Origin of the sequence: Paenarthrobacter sp. TE4293 (assembly GCF_050435325.1) — a bacterium.
Lineage (GTDB): Bacteria > Actinomycetota > Actinomycetes > Actinomycetales > Micrococcaceae > Arthrobacter > Arthrobacter nitroguajacolicus_C.
On sequence record NZ_JBNJRY010000002.1, the window covers coordinates 472,527 to 492,596 of the forward strand.

Sequence of the window (20,070 nt, forward strand, 5' to 3'; positions counted from 1 at the left end):
CTTGAACCACCAGCAACCCACCCAGGACTTGCAGGCCTACCTGGCCGGCAGCTGGAGTGTGGAGCGGACACTCCTTGACCGGGCCTCCGGCACCCAGGGTACTTTTACCGGCGTCGTGCGTTATTCCCTGAAACCCGGCGGCGGCCTGGACTACCGCGAAGACGGAACCATGCACTGGCCAACCCACTCCGGTCCGGCTTTCCGCGAATATGTCCTCTTGCCTGGCGCCACCCCCGAGTCGATGGACGTCTTCTTTCCGGACGGCAGGCCCTTCCACGCCATGAGCTTCACCGAACAGGGGAACCAGGATACGCACTGGTGCGATCCCGACGATTACCGCGTCAAGTATGTCTACGCGGGACCCGATGCCTTCAGCTTCAGGTGGGACGTGCACGGACCGGCGAAGGATCTCCTGCTGGAGTCCCGCATGACTCGAATCGACGCCGGGAGGCAACCATGACTGCAGCGGGCACAGACCTGATCATTGTCAGCGCCGTCTGTGTCTACAACCAGGAAGGCCACCTGCTGACCGTGCGGAAGCGCGGGACGGACAAGTTCATGCACCCCGGCGGCAAACCGGAACCCGGCGAAACTGCTGCCCAGGCGGCATCCCGGGAGTTGTCCGAGGAAGTGGGCATCGAGGTAGCCCCGGACCTGCTCGCACCGCTGGGCGTCTGGCTTGCCGTCGCTGCCAACGAAGCGGAGACGAACATCGAGGCCACCGTTTTCACGGCCCCCGGAACCTGGGAAGCGCACCCATCGGCCGAAATAGCGGAAATCCGTTGGCTGGACCTGGACGCGCCCTTGCCGAAGGATCTGGCGCCCCTGCTGACGGACCATGTGATCCCACTGCTGAAGTAGCCCGCTAGAGCTCCGGGACCGCTTCCTGCGCCACCGCCGTGGCCTCGGCGAACTGGGTTTGGTACAGCTCGGCATAGCGTCCGTCCGCTGCCAGCAGTTCCGTGTGGGTGCCGCGCTCCACGATCCTGCCGTCCTCCACCACCAAAATGGCGTCAGCGGCACGGATAGTGGACAGGCGGTGGGCAATCACGACGGCGGTACGCCCCTCGAGCGCCTCGCCCAAGGCCGCTTGGACAGCGGCTTCGTTGGTGGAGTCCAAGGCCGCGGTGGCCTCGTCCAGGATCACCACGCGCGGCTGCTTGATCAACAGGCGGGCGATGGTGAGCCGTTGGCGTTCACCGCCGGAAAGCCGGTAGCCGCGCTCCCCCACGACGGTTTCCAAACCATCAGGCAAGGACCGGATCATCGGTTCCAGGCGTGCCCGCCGGAGCACGTCCCACATGTCCTCTTCGGTGGCGTCCGGTCGGGCGAGCCGCAGGTTCGAGGCAATGGTTTCGTGGAACAGGTGGCCGTCCTGGGTCACCATGCCCATGGTGTCCCGCAACGATTCGAAACCGAGATCGCGGACGTCCACGCCGGTTCCGGGCTCGTGGCCGCCTAGGCGCACGGCCCCGGAGTCGACGTCGTACAAGCGGGAGAGCAACTGTGCCACGGTGGACTTGCCCGCACCGGAGGAACCCACCAGGGCAACAGTCTGTCCTGGCTCCACCCTGAAGCTGACCCCATGCAGGACTTCCTCGCCGCCGCGGGTATCAAGGGTGGAGACCTCTTCCAGCGAGGCGAGGGAGACCTTGTCCGCGGAAGGGTAGGAGAAACGTACGTCGTCGAACTCCACGGCCACCGGGCCGGCCGGAACTGCGACGGCGTCCGGCTTCTCGGTAATGAGCGGCTTCAGGTCCAGGATCTCGAAGACGCGCTCGAAGCTGACCAGCGCACTCATGATTTCCACCCGCGCGTTGGAGAGCGCTGTCAGTGGGGCGTAGAGCCGGGTGAGGAGGAGTGCCAGCACCACCACGTCGCCCGGGGCCAGTTGACCACCGATGGCCAGCCAGCCACCCAGGCCGTAAACCAAGGCGAGCGCCAGGGCAGAGACCAGCGTCAGGGCTGTGACGAAGGTGAACTGCAGCATGGCGGTCCTGATTCCGATATCCCGGACGCGGCCCGCACGGGCAGCGAACTCACGGGATTCCTCATCAGGTCGGCCAAAGAGTTTCACCAGCGTGGCGCCGGGGGCGGAGAACCGCTCGGTCATCTGCGTGCCCATGGCGGCGTTGTGCGCGGCAGCTTCACGGCGGAGGTCCGCCAGTTTGGAGCCCATCCGCCGGGCCGGGATCAGGAAGATCGGCAGCAGCACCATGGCCAGCACCGTGACCAGCCATGACGTGTTCAACATAACGGCAAGGGTCAGGGCCAAAGCCACCACGTTGCTGACCACTCCGGACAGGGTGCCGGCGAAAGCGGACTGCGCCCCGATGACGTCGTTGTTCAGGCGGCTCACCAGGGCGCCCGTCCGTGTCCTGGTGAAGAAGGCGATGGGCATGCGCTGCACATGATCGAAAACCCTCGTGCGGAGGTCCACAATAACGCCCTCGCCAATGATGGAGGACAGCCAGCGGGTCAGCAGTCCCACACCGGCTTCGCCCACGGCCACGAGGGCGATCAGGACCGCGAGCCAGATCACCGTTCCAACTCCGGCGTTGGCGATGATGGCATCAACCACCTGGCCCGCCAGCACCGGGGTGGCGACGGCCAGGAACGCCCCCGCGATCGAGGCGATGACGAAGGCAATGAGCTTGCCCTTGTGCGGTGCGGCAAAGGCCATGACCCGTTTCAGGGTTTCCTTGGAGAAGGGCTTCGACCCGCTCTTGGCCGTGGTGATGTTGTACAGCGAGCTCCAGGCCACGCGGTCCATGCTCATGGTTGCTTCTCCTGGCTTGGGGTGTGGTGCAGTTCCTGGACCTGTCCGTTGTCGAGGTGCCAGCGTGAATCGAGCCGCACGTTTTCGAGCAACCGGCGGTCGTGGGTCACCAGGAGGAGTGCGCCCTCATAGCTTTCCAAGGCCTCTTCGAGCTGCTCGATGGCCGGGAGGTCCAAATGGTTGGTGGGTTCGTCCAACACCAGCAGGTTCACTCCGCGGGCTTGCAGCAACGCCAGCGCCGCGCGGGTCCGCTCGCCCGGGGACAAGGAATCCACCGTACGGGAGGTGTGGTCCGCCTTCAGCCCGAACTTGGCCAGGAGCGTCCGGACGTCGGCGCTGTTCCAGTCCACCAGCACGGCCTCGACGGCGTCGCCCAGCGGCTGCCCGCCGTCGAGCAGTCCGCGTGCCTGGTCAATTTCGCCAATGGCGACGGACGCACCCATGGAGGCCTCGCCGTCGTCCGGTTCCTGCGTTCCGAGCAACAGGCGGAGCAGCGTCGATTTACCGGCGCCGTTGGGTCCTGTGATGCCGATGCGTTCGCCGCCGTTGAGTTGGAGGTTCACCGGTCCCAGCGTGAAGTCACCTTGGCGCGCGACGACGTCCCGCAAGGTCGCGACGACGGCACTTGAGCGGGGTGCCTGGCCGATGCTGAACTGCAGCTGCCACTCCTTGCGCGGTTCCTCCACCTCGGTGAGGCGGGCAATGCGCGACTCCATCTGGCGGACCTTCTGGGCCTGCTTCTCAGACGATTCGCTGCTTGCGGCGCGACGGATCTTGTCGTTGTCCGGGTTTTTCTTCATGGCGTTCCGAACACCCTGGGAGCTCCATTCGCGCTGGGTGCGTGCACGTGAAACAAGGTCTGCCTTGGTGTTGGCGAACTCGTCGTAGCGTTCACGGGCATGGCGCTTGGCCACGGCGCGCTCTTCGAGGAACGCCTCGTAGCCGCCGTCGTACACGGCCACGGAGTTCTGCGCCAGGTCCAGCTCCACCACAGTGGTGACGCAGCGGGCCAGGAATTCGCGGTCGTGGGATACCAGGACCACGCCGCCCCGCAGACCCTGGACGAAAGCTTCAAGACGGGCAAGGCCGTCAAGGTCAAGATCGTTGGTGGGCTCGTCGAGGAGGACGACGTCGAAGCGGCTGAGCAGCAGCGCGGCCAAAGCCACCCGGGCGGCCTGTCCGCCCGAGAGCCCCGTCATCAGGGCATCGCTGCCAAGGTCCAGGCCAAGGTCGGACAGGACAGCCGGAATGCGGTCTTCGAGGTCGGCGGCGCCCGAAGCCATCCAGCGGTCAAAGGCCAGGGAGTAGGCGTCGTCCGCGCCGGGAGCGCCGGACCCCAGGGCTTCGGCGGTGGTTTCCATCTCCACAGTGGCGTGGGCACAACCCGTTCGACGCGCAATGTAGGCCGCGATGGTTTCCCCGGCAGTGCGTTCGTGTTCCTGCGGCAACCAGCCCACGAAGGCGTCCGAGGGCGCCAGGCTGACACTGCCTGCCTGGGCCTGGTCCACCCCGGCCAGGATGCGGAGCAGGGTGGACTTCCCGGCTCCGTTAGCGCCGACGACACCGACAACATCGCCGGGCGCGACCGTCAGGGAAAGGTCTGAAAAAAGGGTGCGATGGCCGTGGCCACCGGCAAGATCCTTGGCCACCAAGGTTGCTGTCATGTGTCTATCCTCCAGCAGGGAAACGCAGGAATTCAGGCCGCGATTCCCGCAGGCATGGAAAAACCCGTTGGTCCGGACTTGGGGGGTGTACGGACCAACGGGTTCAAGCATCAAGCATAATTCAATGTGGCGTCAGCGTAAAATCGATTCGTACTCCCACTTACGGTCTCCCCTCGTCCTGCCCCACGCCCCGTCCCCGAAAGTTCCCCATGCCCTTACCGTCCAAGGCGTTCCAGCGCTGGCTTCATGGCGTCGCGCCCGATGCCAGCACAGCTGATGTCTGCAGGATCGCCGGCATCAAACGGACAACACTGGCCCAGCAACTGGTCCGTGGCAAGGTTGCCGAATCCACGCTGGTGAGCATCAGCCGGGGATTCCACGTGGATCCTGTGCAGGCCCTTTCAACTTTCGATCTCTACTCCGACCTCAGGGGAGGTCCCGTCCCGCCCACCCCCTGCGAACTCGTCAGCCAGATTGCCACGATCGATTTGCTGCGGGCAGTGGTGGAACGCAGCGAGCCCGGCCCGGCTCCTGCGACGCAGCTTTCCGACCCGCCGCACCCTACGTCGGTGCGCAACTGGGTGGACGCGATCGACGACGGCGAGTTGCGGCACCGGGTCAGCGAGGCCACCGGGATTGCACCACAGAATTTCTCGGCCCACCTGACCGCCAACCGGCTTCCGCCGGAACTGGCCATCGCCACCTCGCGGGCGGCCGGCGTCGGACCTGCTGGAGGGCTGGTGGCAGGAGGGCTGATCACCGAGGCCGAGGCCGGATGGCCGCCGAATGCCCGCAAGGAAGCATTGGACAAATTGGCCCAAAGCGCGCTGGCAACCCTTGCCGGCGAAAGGCTCCTGGCCTTGGGCAAGACGTTGAAACGCCAGGAACAAGACCACGAACGTACTGAACGAATTTGGGAGAACCTCGGATGATGGCCGTCCTGCCTTGGGTAACGCTGGTTGTCTGCCTTGCCATCACGGCTGCCCGGATCCCGAGCGCCCTGCGCGGCGAGAACCGGGTGGTCTTCTACATTTTCGCGTTGATCTCGCTCGACATCCTCCTGAGCATCGAGGGACCGTACCTGGTCATCGACGCAGTGCTGGGAGGCATCAATGTCACCAACCTGCTCCTGCGGTTCCTGCTGTACGGCACGTTCCTGCTCATGGGCATCAAGATCGCCATGGGCTTCGACTCCCCGTCAGCGGTCCGGGCGATCCGCGGCCCGTGGGGGCTGGTCGTCCTGGGCATCACCGTGGTGCTGACCACGTTCTTCTTCGTTATAACGGACACGCGCGGCTCCACCGTCGGCATGACAGGGTTGACGTGGGGGCCGTCCATGGAGGCCTACGCCGCCTTGGGCCGCTTCTATCCCGGCTACGTGTCTGCGTGCCTGTTGCCTGCCATCTGGAGGACCGTCGTCGGCCGCTACCCGGCTCTCCTGAGGGCTGCATCAGCCCTGTTGTTCGCGGGGCTGACGTTGTTGCTGGCGTCCCAGCTCTTCCCGCTGATCCCGGCCGTCCACCTCTGGCTGCGTTCGTTGATCAATTACTCCGCGGTCTTGGCCACTGCCGTTGGACTGGCTGGAATCTGGTTCTCGAAGGCTTATTCCCGGAGAAAACAACGTCTCGCAGCGTAAGACTTTCACAAAAGCATTAGATCGTGGCACAATCATGAATGTGTGAACACGGCGGCAGCCTGGTACCGGAATCAGAGAACGGGTTTCCGGTGGATGTGGCGCCCATGGGATCACAATTGGGGGGATGAGTGGTGGCGGGCTGTTGGGGACCGCCCCCACTCAGCCTTTTTAACGGCCATTTGCCACCCGCCTGCAGCCGCTCACCCGGCAAGGTGCCTTACCGTGGCTAAGATGGCTCCATGAACAGCCTTCGCACCCGCCGCTCCGTCCTTGCAGCCACCTTGGCCTCGGCCGCCCTTGTGCTTTCCGCCTGCGGTGGTGGAGGTTCGACGCCCGCCCAGTCAGGTGGAGACACGTCCCTTTCGGACGTCAAGTCCAAGGGTGAACTGATCATCGCCACCGAAGGCACCTACCGCCCCTTCAGCTTTCACGCCGAAGGCGCCGGGGAACTGACCGGATTCGACGTAGAGATCGCCCAGGCAGTGGCCGGCAAACTTGGCGTGAAAGCCACGTTCCAGGAAACCCAGTTCGATGGCATCTTCGCAGGGTTGGACTCCAAACGCTTCGACACCATTGCCAACCAGATTTCCATCAACGACGAACGCAAGGCCAAATACGAATTCTCCACGCCGTACACCATCTCTACCGGTGTAGTGGTTACCAAGTCGGACAACAGCAGCATCAACAGCTTCGCGGACCTCAAGGGCAAGACCACCGCGCAGTCGCTGACCAGCAACTTCTACAAGATGGCGGTGGAAGCCGGGGCCAACGTCCAGGCCGTTGAGGGTTGGGCACAGTCCGCCACACTGGTGCAGCAGGGCCGTGTTGATGCCACGGTGAATGACAAACTCACCTACCTGGACTACGCCAAGAACACCCCGGATTCGGGCTTGAAGGTCGCCGCGGAGGCGCCCGACAAGACGGAGAGTGCCTTCGTCTTCCGCAAGGGTTCCACTGAACTTACTGCGGCAGTGGACAAGGCCCTGGCCGACCTCACGGCGGACGGCACCCTGTCGAAGATCTCCGAAAAGTACTTCGGCGCGGACGTCACCAAATAGATGAACTGGGACCTCATCTGGAGTTCCTTCGGTCCGCTCATCACCGGAGCCGTCACGGGGACCATCCCGCTGACACTCGCCTCCTTCGCCATCGGGCTGGTTCTTGCGTTGGTGGTTGCCTTGTTGCGGCTGAGCCCCAACTGGCTGCTCTCGGGAATCGGCCGCTTCTACGTCTCCGTCATCCGCGGCACTCCCCTGCTGGTTCAGCTGTTCGTCATTTTCTTCGGTCTCCCCAGCATCGGCGTCAGGCTTGATCCGTGGCCGAGCGCCATCATCGCGTTCTCCTTGAATGTGGGCGGCTACGCAGCCGAAATCATCCGGGCAGCCATTCTGTCCGTACCCAAGGGCCAGTGGGAAGCCGGCCACACCATCGGAATGTCCGGGCCCCGGACCCTGGTGCGGATCATCCTTCCCCAGGCCGCCCGGGTCTCTGTTCCCCCGTTGTCCAATACCTTCATATCGCTGGTGAAGGACACCTCTCTGGCGTCCCTGATCCTGGTGACCGAACTTTTCCGCAATGCCCAGCAGATCGCTGCTTTCAGCCAGGAATTCATGGCCCTGTACCTGCAGGCGGCCTTGGTGTACTGGGTCATCTGCCTGGTCCTTTCCACCGCGCAGTCCGCCGTGGAGAGGAGATTGGACCGCTATGTCGCCCACTGACGAATCCCCCTCGACCACGGTGCTGAAAGCCCGGAACCTCGCCAAGGCATTTGGCGACAATGTGGTGTTGCGGGACATCGACATCAATATCCGCCGCGGGCAGGTGGTTGCCCTGATCGGACCTTCAGGCTCGGGAAAGACCACCGTCCTGCGTTCCTTGAACGGCCTTGAAATTCCCGACGCCGGCACGGTCACCTTCGGGGACAGCGACGGCGGTGGAGGCCTTGCCATCGACTTCAACGGAAAGGTGGGCAAGAAGGAGGTCGCAGAGTTGCGGGACCGCAGCGCCATGGTCTTCCAGCACTACAACCTCTTCCCGCACATGACGGTCCTGAAGAACATCACCGAGGGCCCCATCCAGGTCCAGAAGAGGCCAAAGGCCGAGGCCATCGCAGAAGCCGAAAGGCTCCTTGAGCGCGTGGGCCTGGCTGATAAACGCGATGCCTACCCGTTTGAGCTCTCCGGCGGGCAGCAACAACGCGTGGGCATCGTCCGTGCACTGGCGCTCAAGCCCCAACTCCTGCTCTTCGACGAACCCACCTCCGCCCTGGACCCTGAGCTGGTGGGCGAAGTTCTTGGAGTCATCAAGGAACTCGCCGAGGAAGGCTGGACCATGGTGATCGTGACCCACGAACTCGCCTTCGCCCAGCATGTAGCGGACGAAGTGATTTTCATGGACGGCGGTGTGGTGGTGGAACGGGGACCTGCTGCCGAGGTCCTGCGTGCACCCACGCAGGAGCGGACCAAACTATTTGTGAAACGGCTACAGCACGACGTCTAGGAGACTCAAAATGGGGGAAGAGACCTTGGATGCAGCAGCAGGGACCGGGCGCAGGAAGTCCCGGCGTACCGTCGTCATCGCCGTCGCGGCAGCCATCGCCGTCCTGGCTGGAGGGCTGGGCACCTGGTTTGCCCTCTCCCGCCCGGCCGGGGTCCAGCGCGCCGATGTTGTCCGCCTGGACAAGGAACGGGCGATACTGGACAACTCGATGAATCTCTACGATCCACTGTTCAACCAGTTCTCGGTCCGCTATTCCAGCGTGATGTCGGAAAACGCGGAGCAGCAGGAAAAGGACCAGGTCATCACCAAGGATGGTGAACGCTTGAAACGCGAGTCACGGACCAACCTGGACCGGCTGGATCGGATGGCAGCATCACCTGCAGTCCAGGAACAGGGCATCCGCGACGCCTTCACCAGCTTCAAGGACCGCTACAGTGCAGTGATCTCCTACAACGACCAGCTGGTGATCGACACGACCAGCATCAACCAATCCATTGGTGGTCCCTGCGCGCCACTCCATTCGACCTTGAACGTCGGCGCCGAATCGTATTCCCAGGATTACGTCAAAGGTGCCGATGCCTGCCTGGCCGCAATCGCAGGTGCCAAGGACAAGACCGATGCCGAGACAACCGAATTGCTGACCTCCGTGGAAGGGATCATCCGCGGACAACGGGACAAGCAACAGGAAGTCCTGGACGGCAAGGACGACTTCGAGCGGTTGGCCAAACGCACCTTGGCAGGCCTGGCGATGTTGGACATCAACGATGCCCTCAAGACGGCAGAAACGAAGTATGAGAGTGCCATGAAGGAGAAGTACAACCAGTTGGTGGGCAATGCCAACGACTCCAACAAAACGTTGGAAAGTGCTCTCAAAGAACGCGCGGATCAGTTTGATGCCGCGGCAAAGGACGGGGAATAAGCCATGACGTTTGACCCTGATTCCACGCAGCAACCTGCCCCACAGTCCGTGCCCACGCAGCAGCCGGCGCCCAGGAAGCGCCGGCTGGTGCTTGTCCTCGTTGCCAGCGCCGTTGTCCTCCTGGTGATTGCCGCGGTGGCTGTCGTAGCCGTAACGCAACTCTCCGGACAGCAACGCAAGGAGAACCTGCAACTCCTGAAGGGAGACCACCTCACTGCGCTGGTGGATGCCAGGGGAAAGCTTCAACCTGCAGCCAATGCGTATCTCGCCGCTTACAAGAAGGCCCGGAACGCCCCCGCCTCGCAGGAGGAAGCAGAAAACACGTCCCGGGCGGAGCGGGACGGGTTCCAGCAGGCAGCCAATGACGCCAGGGCAGCGCTGGCCACAGTGAAGGCTGCCCATGATTCCGGCGATGACGGGATCGGCGTCGCCGTCGCGCAACTGGAAGAGTCCTACCAAGGCTATCTTGACCACATGGAAGGCTTGGTGGAGTCCTACCCCAGGTTTGAAGGCCTTTTCCGGGCCGACGGCGCTGGCTGCGATGGCCTGTTTGTCGGGTCCAAAGCAGCTACCCTCAGGGAGCGCCAGACCCTGCTGGGGCAGGCTGCGGCCCCCTGCCGGGAGGCGGCAGCCGAGCTCAAGGAATCCAAGAACATCGCCTACGTCGAATTTGCCCGCACGTTCGACAACCGGGTCGCCCAGCTTGAATCGAACGCCGGGATTACCGCCACGTCCGAAGAGAACTACAACGAATTCGTGAAGCTCAAGGACCAGATGGTCCAGAAGAACGATGAAGCCACGGCACGCAATGCCTCTGACGAGGAATTCCTCAAGCTTGCCGACGAGATCAAAGCCCTCAATACCCGCATCAAGAACAACAGGTCCGAGTTCGACTTTGCTGCCAAGCGATACCTGTCCGGGGTGAAGGACATGCCGACCCTGGTCGAGGAAGTTTTCTCAAAGAAGATCCCGGCCGAAATCAAGAGCTACGATTCCGTGATCCCCCTTCGGGTGCAAATCCTCAAGGACGCCGTGGACGTCGAGCTGGTCGAATAACCACGCCGGTATCACCGCAAACGCCGACGGTGTTGCACGGTCTCCCGTTCAACACCGTCGGCGTTCTGCTGTGCCTTTGGATCAGCGGGCGAAGCGCAGGGTGACCAGCTGGAATGGCCGGAGCACCAGCTGAACCTCCTGGTCCTCCCCCACAGTCACTCCAGGGGCCTCTGCGGCGCGTTCCAGCAGGTCAGTGGCCACCACTCCGGAAGCCTCGAAACCAGGCCTTAGCGTGGCAGCTGAGCGCTCACCCAGCGATTCGTAGAGCCTCACGACCACATCGCCGGACCCGTCCTCGGCCAGCTTGACCGCTTCCACCACAATGGCCGGGTTGGATACCGAGACCAGTGGCTCCACGGCGTGTCCGCCTGTCACGAACCGCGGCTTCAAGTTGGTGCGGTAGCCCTCTTCCACAGCGTCGGCGATCCCAGCGCCGGGCCGGATGGAAAGCTCCAGCGTATGCTCTCCCCTGTCTGCTTCAGGATCCGGGAAACGTGCCGATCGCAGCAGCGAGGTGCGGACCGTCGTCGTTGTTCCGCCATCGGCACGGACCGCCCTGGTGACGTCGTGTCCGTAGCTGGAGGCGTTGCTGACTGCCACGCCGTACCCCGGTTCGGCTACGTGGATCCAGCGGTGGGCGCAGATTTCGAACTTGGCTGCTTCCCAGGACGTGTTGGTGTGAGTCGGCCTGAAGACGTGGCCAAACTGTGTCTCTGACGCCGAGCGATCAGCCCTGACATCCAGCGGAAAGGCGATCTTCAGCATCTTTTCGCGTTCCTGCCAGTCCACCGTGGTGGAGATACCCAGCGACTTGGCGCCGTCGTCGAGCGTGATGCGCTGCGTGATGGTGGAGGAACCTACCTTGCGTTGGACCACGACGACGGCGCCGGCCGGCGTTCGCTCGAGATCGATGGTGTCCGCTTGGGTCAGCTGGGTGACGTTCCGGCGATAGAACTCTTCGATGTCCCAGGCATCCCATTCGTTCGGGGTGTCGCGGAACAACTCCAGCAGGTTCCCGGCCTGTCCAGGGGCTATGGCATCGCGGCCACTGGCGTGATCCACTAAGGAAGTGAGCAGTCCATTGCCATCCAGGACTGCACGGATGACGCCGTTGTCCAGCACGAAGCCGTCTCCTGGCTCCTCCACCCGGACAAGTCCACCGGGGCCGTCCGCCTCACCAATCGCCAAGGCGGCGACGCCATCGCGCTGATGGGGTGCGGCATTGAGGAGGTAGCTTGTCCTGCCCGTCCCTACCAGTGCCTGCGCAGCGTGGCTGATGATCTCCTCAAGGTCACGGGAGATGGCCTCGTAGTTGCGTTCTGCGTCCTGGTGGACCCACGCGATGGAGCTGCCCGGCAGGATGTCGTGGAACTGCTGCAGGAGGACGAGCCGCCAGAGCCGCTGCAGTTCATCCTTCGGATACGTGTAATCCGCCCCCAGCCGGACGGCCGCAGTGGAGCACCACAGCTCCGCCTCACGCAGGAGATGCTCGCTGCGGCGGTTGCCGCGCTTGGTCTTGGCTTGGCTGGTGTACGTTCCCCGGTGCATCTCCAGGTACATCTCGCCCACCCAGACCGGCAGGTTGGCGTACTCTGCCTCGGCTTCGGTGAAGAAGTCCTTGGCCGTGCCCATCCGGACCTTCGGGGAACCCTCCAGGTCCGCCGTGCGGTGCGCGGCAGCGACCATCTCGCGCGTAGGTCCGCCTCCGCCGTCGCCATATCCGAAAGGCACCAAGGACATGGTTCCACGGCCATGGTCGCGGTAGTTGCGTTCAGCGTGGGCCAGTTCGCGGGCATGCAGTTCCGCGTTGTAGGAATCCACCGGTGGGAAGTGCGTAAACAGCCGGGTCCCGTCAATGCCTTCCCAGGAGAAGGTGTGGTGGGGCATCCGGTTGACTTTGTTCCAGGAAATCTTCTGCGTGAGGAACCACCGGGAACCGGCTTCCTTCACGATCTGCGGGATGGCTCCGGAGTAGCCGAAGGAGTCGGGCAGCCAGGCCTCCTGGCATTCGACGTCGAACTCCTTGAGGAAGAAGCTCTTTCCTTCCACGAACTGCCGGGCCATGGCCTCTCCGCCGGGCATGTTGGTGTCGGATTCCACCCACATGCCGCCGACGGGAATGAACTGGCCGGCTTTGACCTTTTCGCGGATCCTCACAAAGAGCTCGGGGAAGTACTCCTTGATCCACGCCATCTGCTGGGCCGACGAGCAGGAAAACACAAAGTCCGGATCTTCATCCATGAGTGCCACCACGTTGGAGAACGTCCGGGCACATTTGCGGATGGTTTCACGGACTGGCCAGAGCCAGGCAGAGTCGATGTGCGCGTGGCCGGTGGCAAGGAGCCGGTGGGCGGAAGCGTAGGCAGGGCGGGCCAGGACTTCCTTCAAGGCCTCCCGGCCGGCCGCTGCGGTACCGGGAACATCGTCTGGGTCCATGATGTCCAGCATCCGTTCCAGCGCCCGCAGGATCTCGTGGCGGCGGGGCAGCTCCATGGGAAGTTCGTGCATGAGGCCACTGAGCGTCCAGATGTCCTGGTTGAGTTCCCACACCGTTTCATTGAGCTCCGCGATGGCAATGCGGCCCAGGCGGTACCGGGGCTCGTCACCGGATGTGGCCTTGTCTCCAAGCGGCGTCGGGGCAAACGACCATCCCTGCGCAACATCCGGGTTGGCTGCGGCTTCGATATAGAAATCCACGGAGTGACCGCCACCAAGAAGCTTGACAGGTACGTGGTAGTTCCGGGGGGAGATCGCCTTGATGATGCTGCCGTCAGCACGCCAGGCGGTGCCTTCACACTGGAATCCAGGGACGTCGCTGTTGAAACCAAGGTCCACGATGATCTCCACCGAGGTGGAGTCATCCATGCCCCAATCCTGCGGAACTTCGCCCTGCAGCCGCAGCCATTTTGTGCTCCAGGCCTTCCCCCACGGGGCACTATGCTCCTGCGGGGCGAAGAGTTGGCGCATGGCCTCCGCGGCCGGCACGGGCTCTCCGGGCGCCTCCCAGCTGCTGAGCTGCAGCGGTATGGCCCTACCGTAAATGGCCGGAAGAATGCGTTCCCGAACGAATCGATCGAGGCGCTGTTCAGTGATCCGGCGGTCGTCGTGCAATTAATTCCCCTTTGGGCTTTAGCTGAATATCACGGTTGGCGACCCACACACGAGGTGCCGGTGCTGACGGCGGTCTCGTGCCCGCCGCGCTTCCAATCGATGGATAAAATCTACGTTGTTCCAGCTCAATAGCCAAGTGATTGACGGCTATCCCCCACGGGTCGCAGGTCTGCTTCTGCCTGTTCTTCGATGATTCTGTCCCGTCCGGCATACACGTTCAGGCTGAGTCCGCGGCTGAACCCTGCCAGCGTAATTCCCGTTTCCTCAGCCAGTTCAGCAGCGAGGCTGGACGGTGCACTGACGGCGGCCAGCACAGGGATGCCCGCCATGGCGGCCTTCTGGACGAGTTCAAAGGACGCCCTGCCGGAGACTTGGAGCACCGTACCTTTGAGCGGCAACATACCGGCGCGCAAGGCCCAGCCCACCACCTTATCCACCGCGTTGTGCCGGCCAACGTCTTCGCGGAGGCATAGGAGCTCAGTGGTTCCGTCGTCGTGGATCTTGAAAAGGCCCGCAGCGTGGACGCCACCTGTTTTGTCGAACACCGCCTGCGCCTCGCGCAGGCGGTCCGGCAGTGCGGCGAGCGCCCTGACCGGGATAGTCACGTCGTCGTCCTTGGGACTGTGCCGCGAGGACTTCCGGACGGCGTCGATGGAGTCCGTGCCGCAGATCCCGCAGGAGCTGGACGTGTAGACGTTGCGGCCGGTGTCCGGCCGTTCCACGTCCGGCCGGAGCTGTGCGTCCACCACGTTGAACGTCTGTACGCCATCCTCATTCTCTCCCGCACAGAACCGCTCGGAGATCAGCTGGGACGGCTCCCAGATGATTCCTTCCGAGACAAGGAATCCGGCGACGAGGTCGAAGTCGTCCCCGGGGGTCCGCATGGTGACTGAGAAGGACATCTCCCCCAAACGGATCTCCAGCGGCTCCTCCACAGCGAGCACGTCTTCCTTGAAGCGGACGGGGTGCTCCAGCGCCTGTGGCGAACCGTCCAGGACAAATTTGTGCACCTTGCGGCGCTGCGTCACGCGTCCCATGTCAGGATCCGATCTCCTCAGTCTTTACAAAGCGTACGGTCATGGCCTTATAGCCGGGGGTATTGGATTCCCTGGCCACCAGCTCACGGTGCACCAAGGCGTTGGCCTCAGGGAAGTATGCTGCAGCGCACCCTTTGGCCGTAGGGTATCCGACGAGCCGGAACCGGGTGGCACGCCGTTCCGTCCCGGCGAACGTCGAGATGACGTCCACGAGGTCGCGGTCCTGGAATCCCAGTTCGTCCAGGTCCTCCGGATGTACCAAAATGACCCGGCGGCCATCGGAGACACCCCGGTAACGGTCATCGAGGCCGTAAAAGGTGGTGTTGTACTGATCGTGGCTGCGCACGGTCTGCAGGATCAGGTGCCCGGCCGGCGCTTCCAAGTACTCAAGTGGCCGCACCGAGAACCGTCCCTTGCCGATGTCCGTTGCGAACGTCCGGGTGTCCCGGGGCGGGTTCGGCAGTACGAAGCCGTTCTTGGTGCGGACTCTGGCGTTGAAATCCTCAAAGCCCGGGATGACCCTTGAGATGTGGTCCCGGATCACGTCGTAGTCCTCGGCCATGGCCCGCCAGTCCACGCTGTGGTCATCACCCAACGTCGCCTGCGCCATGCGGGCTACGATCACAGGCTCACTCAGCAGGTGCTCCGAGACCGGTTCCAGACGTCCCTGCGTTTTGTGGATGACGGACATGGAGTCTTCCACGGACAGGAACTGCTTGCCTTTGGGGTGCTTGTCGTCAGTGTCCGTCCGGCCCAGGGTGGGCAGGATCAGCGACGTCTTACCGTGGACTACGTGGGCGCGGTTGGGCTTGGTGGAAATGTGCACCGTCAGTCCGGCGTTCATGAGCCCTTGTTCCAGGGCAGCTGTATCCGAACCCGCTGCTGCGAAGTTCCCGCCCATGGAAACAAAGACGTCCACCTCACCCTTCTCCAGGGCGTGCTGGGTCTCCACTGAGTCGTAGCCATGGTCGCGCGGCATGTGGAAGCCGAATTCCTCATCCAATGCGGCCAGGAACGATTCCTTGGGTTTCTCCCAGATTCCCATGGTGCGGTCGCCCTGGACATTGGAGTGGCCACGGACAGGGCAGGCACCGGCACCACGTTTGCCGAAGTTGCCCTGCAGCAGGAGGAGGTTGATGATCTCCCGGAGGGTATCCACCGAGTGGGGTTGCTGGGTCAGTCCGAGCGCCCAGCAAATGATGGTTGCCTTGGACGCAGCCATCATACCGGCCGCCTTGGTGATCTCCGCCCGGGTCAGCCCTGTAGCCCGTTCGGTTTCGTCCCAATCCAGGATCGACCGTGCCTTCTTGTACGCGGCGAACCCGTCGGTCTGCTGCTCGATAAAGGAATGGTCGACGACGGTCCCCGGGTTGCGCTTCTCTTCCTCCAGGAGGAGGTGGCCCAGCGCCTGGAACAACGCGAGGTCGCCGCCGACCTTGATCTGCAGGAATTCGTCCGCGATGGTTGTCCCGCCACCAATGACGCCGTTGAGGGACTGCGGGTCCTTGAAGTTCAGGAGACCGGCCTCGGGAAGCGGGTTGACGGCAACGATCCTGCCGCCGTTGTTCTTGCAGTCGCGCAGGGCTGAGAGCATGCGGGGATGGTTGGTTCCCGGGTTCTGGCCCACCACCAACACCAGTTCTGCGTGGTGGATGTCCTCCAGCGAGACGGTGCCCTTGCCGATTCCGATGGTTGGGTTGAGGGCGCTGCCCGAGGACTCATGGCACATGTTGGAGCAGTCGGGAAGGTTGTTGGTGCCCAGGCTCCGCGCAAACAACTGGTACATGAAGGCTGTCTCGTTGGCCGTCCGGCCCGAGGTGTAAAACACGCATTTATCCGGTGTGGTGGCGTTGATGTGCTCGCCAACCAGGGCGAAGGCCTCGGTCCAGCTAATGGGCGAATAGTGCGTGTCGCCAGGCCTGATGACCACGGGCTCCGACAACCGCCCCTGGCTCCCCAGCCAGTACTCGGTCTTGCCCTCAAGGTCCGCCAGGGAATGCCGCGCCCAGAATTCGGCGCCGACGGTTCGCGTGGTGCTTTCCTCGGCGATCGCCTTGGCACCGTTCTCGCAGAACTCAGCGGGGCTGCGCCTGCCTGTAATGGATTCGGGCCACGCACAACCCGGGCAATCAAATCCGTCGTGCTGGTTGACCCTCAGCATGGAACGTACTGTGCGGGCTACTCCGGCCTGGGCGTAACCTCGTTCAAGTGCCACTGTGACAGCCTTGAGGCCTGCCGCGGCTTGTTTGGGCGGGTGAATTTGCAGGTCATCTTCATTGATGTCCTGTTCGGGAGCATGCCTGTTCATGAGTCCATCATTGCACTTTGTTGGTACCGACCCTGTGGTGCGCCCGGCAGCTCAGGCGTCCAGCGCACTCCAGTCCACCGGGCCTGAAGGAGCCTTCTTTGCCTGGCGCGCCGGAGCCTTGCGGGGCTTGTCTTCCGCCGGCTTTGGCGCCGGCAACGGTTTGCCCCACGGCAAGGCGAAAGCCGGGACCAACTCCCCCAGTTGGACTCCGTGCGGTGGCACCACCATGACCCCGTCCGCGCCGGCAAGGCCGCGCATCATCCCCGGGCCCGCATGCTGCGCCGGTGATGCCAGGCCGTAGACCAGCTTAAACGGCATCAGGCGGGTCCGCCCGGGATCCGCCTCGATCATCGCGCCGGACGGAACCTGGCCTACCTCCTCCAGGCTCCGGTGCCCCAGGGCCGCCAGCAGAGGAGCTCCCACGGTAAACAGGGCCATCATCGCTGCCAACGGATTTCCCGGCAGTCCCAGCACGAACCGGCCATCGGGTAACTCCGCCAACACGGCAGGATGGCCCGGGCGCATGGCGATACCGTCGATCAGCAGGCTGCCGCCGAGCTCTGCCACCGCCCGCCTGAGGTGGTCAGTCCCGGAGCGCCCTGTCCCGCCGGTGGTGATGACGACGTCGGCTGGGGGGTCGATCTCTTGGTAGGGGTCATCAAGGGCCAGCCCGTCCACGGTGGGCTCGGTGTCCTGCAGGGCGGAGATCCACTCCTCATAGCTGTCTCCCACCCTCAGCTGCTCGCCTGCGATTCCACCCAGGAGTTCCACCACGGCGCCCAGTTGCGGGCCGAACGTGTCACGGACCTGTCCGGGCAGGGGCACTCCCTGCGCGACCACCTCGGAGCCCGTCAACAGGAACCGGACCAGCGGTTTCCCCAGGACGTCCACATGGTCCAATCCCGCAAGCGCTGCCAAAGCAATATGCGCCGGATTGATCACGGTCCCGGCGGTCAGCAGGACCTCCCCCTCCGCTGCCTCTTCTGCGGCCTTGCGGATGTGCTGGCCGTTGCGCGGTTCACCCGGTTTGGCGGCACCACCCAGGGCAAGGAGCGGGAGGCCGTCCTCGTCCGTGGTGATGACACCACTCTCGCTGCGCAGCACTGCCTTGGCGCCCGGAGGAATCAGCCCGCCCGTGACGATGGGACTGGCCTGGTGCGGCGCCAGCCTTAGGCCCGGCTCGCTCAAGATCCAGGGGCCGCTTCCGTTGACCGCCCAACCATCCATGGCGGAGGAGGCATAGTGCGGCATATCCTGCACCGCCACGGCATCTGCCGCCAGGGTGCGGCCAAGGGCTGACCCGAGAGGCACCGGCCCCGGCGGGATGGGCGCGGCAGCATCGAACGCGCGCTGCCGGGCCTCCTGCCATGTGTGTGCCGCGTGGTGGCCCTCGCCGGGGGCCTCTGTCATTCGGCGTCAGCCTCGGACTCCGAGTACTCCTTGGCGATCTTCCGTGCCAGGTCCAAGGCCGCGTTCATGGACGCGTCGTCGCTTGCCTGGCCAATGCCGCGGGCCATGCCCGCCGCATATCCGGCAATGAAGGTGGTCAAGGGTGCTGCGGGTCGCACCACGGAATGGGCTGCCACTCCGGCAACGGCGAGCACCTCATTGATGTCCACTTCAACGCCTTCAAGCTCGAATGCCTGCAGCAGCGTGCGGCACCATTCTTCGAGCGTCTCTTCCTGGCTCTTCACGTCCGCCTCCAACTTGTAGTCAATGCCCAGGGCCGCAGCGTCTTCCCACGTATCCACGTCGTCCGTGGACCCTGCGGGGACGGCAACGTCCAGCACATTCAGCCTAGCAAGCAGCCGGAACACTGAAGCGTTCGTTAACCCGGAACCTTCGGAAGCTTCAGCCACTTCCCGTTCGAGGGCACTGGTGCTGTAGGCACCAAGGAGGGGCTGCTTCCGGCCATCGGCAGAGACAGCCATGGCACCTTCCACCCCCGGTTGGGCTTCCAGGGCTTTCCAGAGGAAGGAAACGCCACGGGACACGTGCGGCATATCGCACGCCAGAACGAGCGTCCAGGGAGCGTTGTTACCGTTGTCCTTCAACGCCGCCAACCCGGCAGCAATAGCTGCGGCGGGACCCGCAAATGCCGGTTTCTCCCTTGCCTGGAGCACCCTGTCGGGCAGCAGCGCCGTGTCGGACATCAGCGCCGTGTCGGGCAGCAACGCCGTGTTGCGAGACGGCGCACCGCCGGTCCCCGCAGCATCGGGTCCCACGACAACCACAGCTGCAGCACCCCGGGCTGCCTGGAGGGCATGCGAAAGGAGCGACGCGCCGTCGTATGTCAGCGATGGCTTGGGCACGCCACCGAGGCGGGTGGCCCTGCCACCCGCCAGAATTACGGCATTGAATTCCATCCGCCCAGAGTACCGGGGCGGCCGGAGCTCAGCAGAAATCGATCAGGCAGCGGATTCCGGCAACAGGAACGGGTCCCAGTCCGGCGCAGGTTTCTCGAGTTCCTTGATCTGCCACATGGTTCCCTGGGGCACGCCAGGTTTGAAACGGAGCTTCCAACCCATTTCAGCCAGCGTATGGTCGCTTTTGGCGTTGTTGCATTTCAAGCACGCCGCAACCAGATTTTCCCAGGAATCCGCGCCGCCCCTGGACTTGGGGTGGACGTGGTCTATGGTGTGGGCTGTTTTCCCGCAATAGGCGCAGCGGTGACCGTCGCGGCGAAGTACCCCGCGGCGACTCACGGCGGTAATCCTGTTGTACCGGGGACGGATGTAGCGGTTGAGAAGAATCACGGATGGACGTCCGAGAACTTCCTGTGGCCCGACGACAGGCTCGTCGCCCTCAGCCACCACGCTAGCTTTTCCAGTCAGCACAAGGACCAGCGCCCGGCGGAAGGTAATTACCGCCAGCGGTTCATATCCAGCATTCAGAACAAGTGTGCGCATGCACGTACCTCTTCACGGCCGCACCCGTCAGGGGCACGAGGGCCGGCTGCCCTCTGCTTGTACGGGCTGTGGATCGACACCATAAGGGTAAGCACTTATATGCCGTATCAACGAATTATTCTGTCGTTTCAGTCACAACGTCGGCAAGAGTT

General features: G+C 63.6%; 17 protein-coding genes. 9 read left to right on the forward strand and 8 right to left on the reverse strand.

The annotated features are described in order from the left end of the window. The first annotated feature begins 1 nt into the window (after position 1). Both QF015_RS05540 and QF015_RS05545 read left to right on the forward strand, forming a co-directional pair. A complete protein-coding gene (locus QF015_RS05540) occupies positions 2 to 460 on the forward strand; it encodes a DUF6314 family protein (protein WP_429387625.1) in 459 nt (152 codons plus the stop codon). Next, positions 457 to 861 carry an NUDIX hydrolase gene (locus QF015_RS05545; RefSeq protein WP_310202165.1) on the forward strand — a complete coding sequence of 135 codons (405 nt, stop codon included), beginning with the start codon at positions 457 to 459 and terminating at the stop codon, positions 859 to 861. The genes QF015_RS05540 and QF015_RS05545 overlap by 4 nt, the downstream gene beginning before the upstream one ends. A gap of 4 nt (positions 862 to 865) precedes the next feature. Here QF015_RS05545 and QF015_RS05550 read toward each other — a convergent pair whose 3' ends face one another. Beyond that, on the reverse strand, positions 866 to 2,779 hold the full coding sequence (locus QF015_RS05550) for an ABC transporter ATP-binding protein (RefSeq protein ID WP_310202167.1): 1,914 nt from the start codon (positions 2,777 to 2,779) through the stop codon (positions 866 to 868). Continuing rightward, the gene (locus tag QF015_RS05555) at positions 2,776 to 4,443 is read right to left on the reverse strand and encodes an ABC-F family ATP-binding cassette domain-containing protein (protein ID WP_310202169.1); all 1,668 of its coding nucleotides are present in this window, start codon (positions 4,441 to 4,443) and stop codon (positions 2,776 to 2,778) included. The genes QF015_RS05550 and QF015_RS05555 overlap by 4 nt, the downstream gene beginning before the upstream one ends. 209 nt (positions 4,444 to 4,652) lie before the next feature. Here QF015_RS05555 and QF015_RS05560 point away from each other — a divergent pair, with 209 nt between their 5' ends. The 7 genes from QF015_RS05560 (at position 4,653) to QF015_RS05590 (ending at position 10,553) form a co-directional block, all read left to right on the forward strand. Next, the gene (locus tag QF015_RS05560; RefSeq protein ID WP_310202171.1) at positions 4,653 to 5,375 is read left to right on the forward strand and encodes a hypothetical protein; all 723 of its coding nucleotides are present in this window, start codon (positions 4,653 to 4,655) and stop codon (positions 5,373 to 5,375) included. After that, on the forward strand, positions 5,372 to 6,079 hold the full coding sequence (locus tag QF015_RS05565; RefSeq protein ID WP_429387630.1) for a hypothetical protein: 708 nt from the start codon (positions 5,372 to 5,374) through the stop codon (positions 6,077 to 6,079). The genes QF015_RS05560 and QF015_RS05565 overlap by 4 nt, the downstream gene beginning before the upstream one ends. 239 nt (positions 6,080 to 6,318) lie before the next feature. Beyond that, positions 6,319 to 7,137 (forward strand): amino acid ABC transporter substrate-binding protein, encoded by an 819-nt coding sequence (locus QF015_RS05570; RefSeq protein WP_310202175.1) that lies wholly within the window; start codon positions 6,319 to 6,321, stop codon positions 7,135 to 7,137. Beyond that, positions 7,138 to 7,797: an amino acid ABC transporter permease gene (locus QF015_RS05575; RefSeq protein ID WP_310202177.1), complete on the forward strand. Its 660-nt coding sequence runs from the start codon at positions 7,138 to 7,140 to the stop codon at positions 7,795 to 7,797. Continuing rightward, entirely contained in the window at positions 7,784 to 8,578 is a 795-nt protein-coding gene (locus QF015_RS05580; protein WP_310202179.1) for an amino acid ABC transporter ATP-binding protein, read from the forward strand. Before QF015_RS05575 ends, QF015_RS05580 begins: the two co-directional genes overlap by 14 nt. A 10-nt stretch (positions 8,579 to 8,588) precedes the next feature. Next, positions 8,589 to 9,497 (forward strand): hypothetical protein, encoded by a 909-nt coding sequence (locus QF015_RS05585; RefSeq protein ID WP_310202181.1) that lies wholly within the window; start codon positions 8,589 to 8,591, stop codon positions 9,495 to 9,497. Between the two features lie 3 nt (positions 9,498 to 9,500). Continuing rightward, positions 9,501 to 10,553, forward strand: coding sequence for a hypothetical protein (locus tag QF015_RS05590; RefSeq protein WP_310202183.1), 1,053 nt, complete (start codon positions 9,501 to 9,503; stop codon positions 10,551 to 10,553). Between the two features lie 81 nt (positions 10,554 to 10,634). Here QF015_RS05590 and QF015_RS05595 read toward each other — a convergent pair whose 3' ends face one another. The 6 genes from QF015_RS05595 to QF015_RS05620 form a co-directional block, all read right to left on the reverse strand. Next, a complete protein-coding gene (locus QF015_RS05595) occupies positions 10,635 to 13,664 on the reverse strand; it encodes an alpha-mannosidase (protein WP_429387633.1) in 3,030 nt (1,009 codons plus the stop codon). 125 nt (positions 13,665 to 13,789) lie between these two features. Beyond that, positions 13,790 to 14,701 carry a formate dehydrogenase accessory sulfurtransferase FdhD gene (gene fdhD / locus QF015_RS05600; RefSeq protein ID WP_310202187.1) on the reverse strand — a complete coding sequence of 304 codons (912 nt, stop codon included), beginning with the start codon at positions 14,699 to 14,701 and terminating at the stop codon, positions 13,790 to 13,792. Position 14,702: 1 nt separating this feature from the next. After that, a complete protein-coding gene (locus tag QF015_RS05605) occupies positions 14,703 to 17,009 on the reverse strand; it encodes an FdhF/YdeP family oxidoreductase (protein ID WP_429387634.1) in 2,307 nt (768 codons plus the stop codon). 51 nt (positions 17,010 to 17,060) lie between these two features. Beyond that, positions 17,061 to 18,419, reverse strand: a complete 1,359-nt coding sequence (locus tag QF015_RS05610) for a molybdopterin molybdotransferase MoeA (protein ID WP_429387636.1) — start codon at positions 18,417 to 18,419, stop codon at positions 17,061 to 17,063. Continuing rightward, complete coding sequence (locus tag QF015_RS05615; protein WP_429387638.1) at positions 18,416 to 19,375, reverse strand: NTP transferase domain-containing protein; 960 nt, start codon at positions 19,373 to 19,375, stop codon at positions 18,416 to 18,418. The genes QF015_RS05610 and QF015_RS05615 overlap by 4 nt, the downstream gene beginning before the upstream one ends. Before the next feature lie 42 nt (positions 19,376 to 19,417). After that, positions 19,418 to 19,918: an HNH endonuclease gene (locus QF015_RS05620; protein WP_011773756.1), complete on the reverse strand. Its 501-nt coding sequence runs from the start codon at positions 19,916 to 19,918 to the stop codon at positions 19,418 to 19,420. Positions 19,919 to 20,070: the final 152 nt, after the last annotated feature.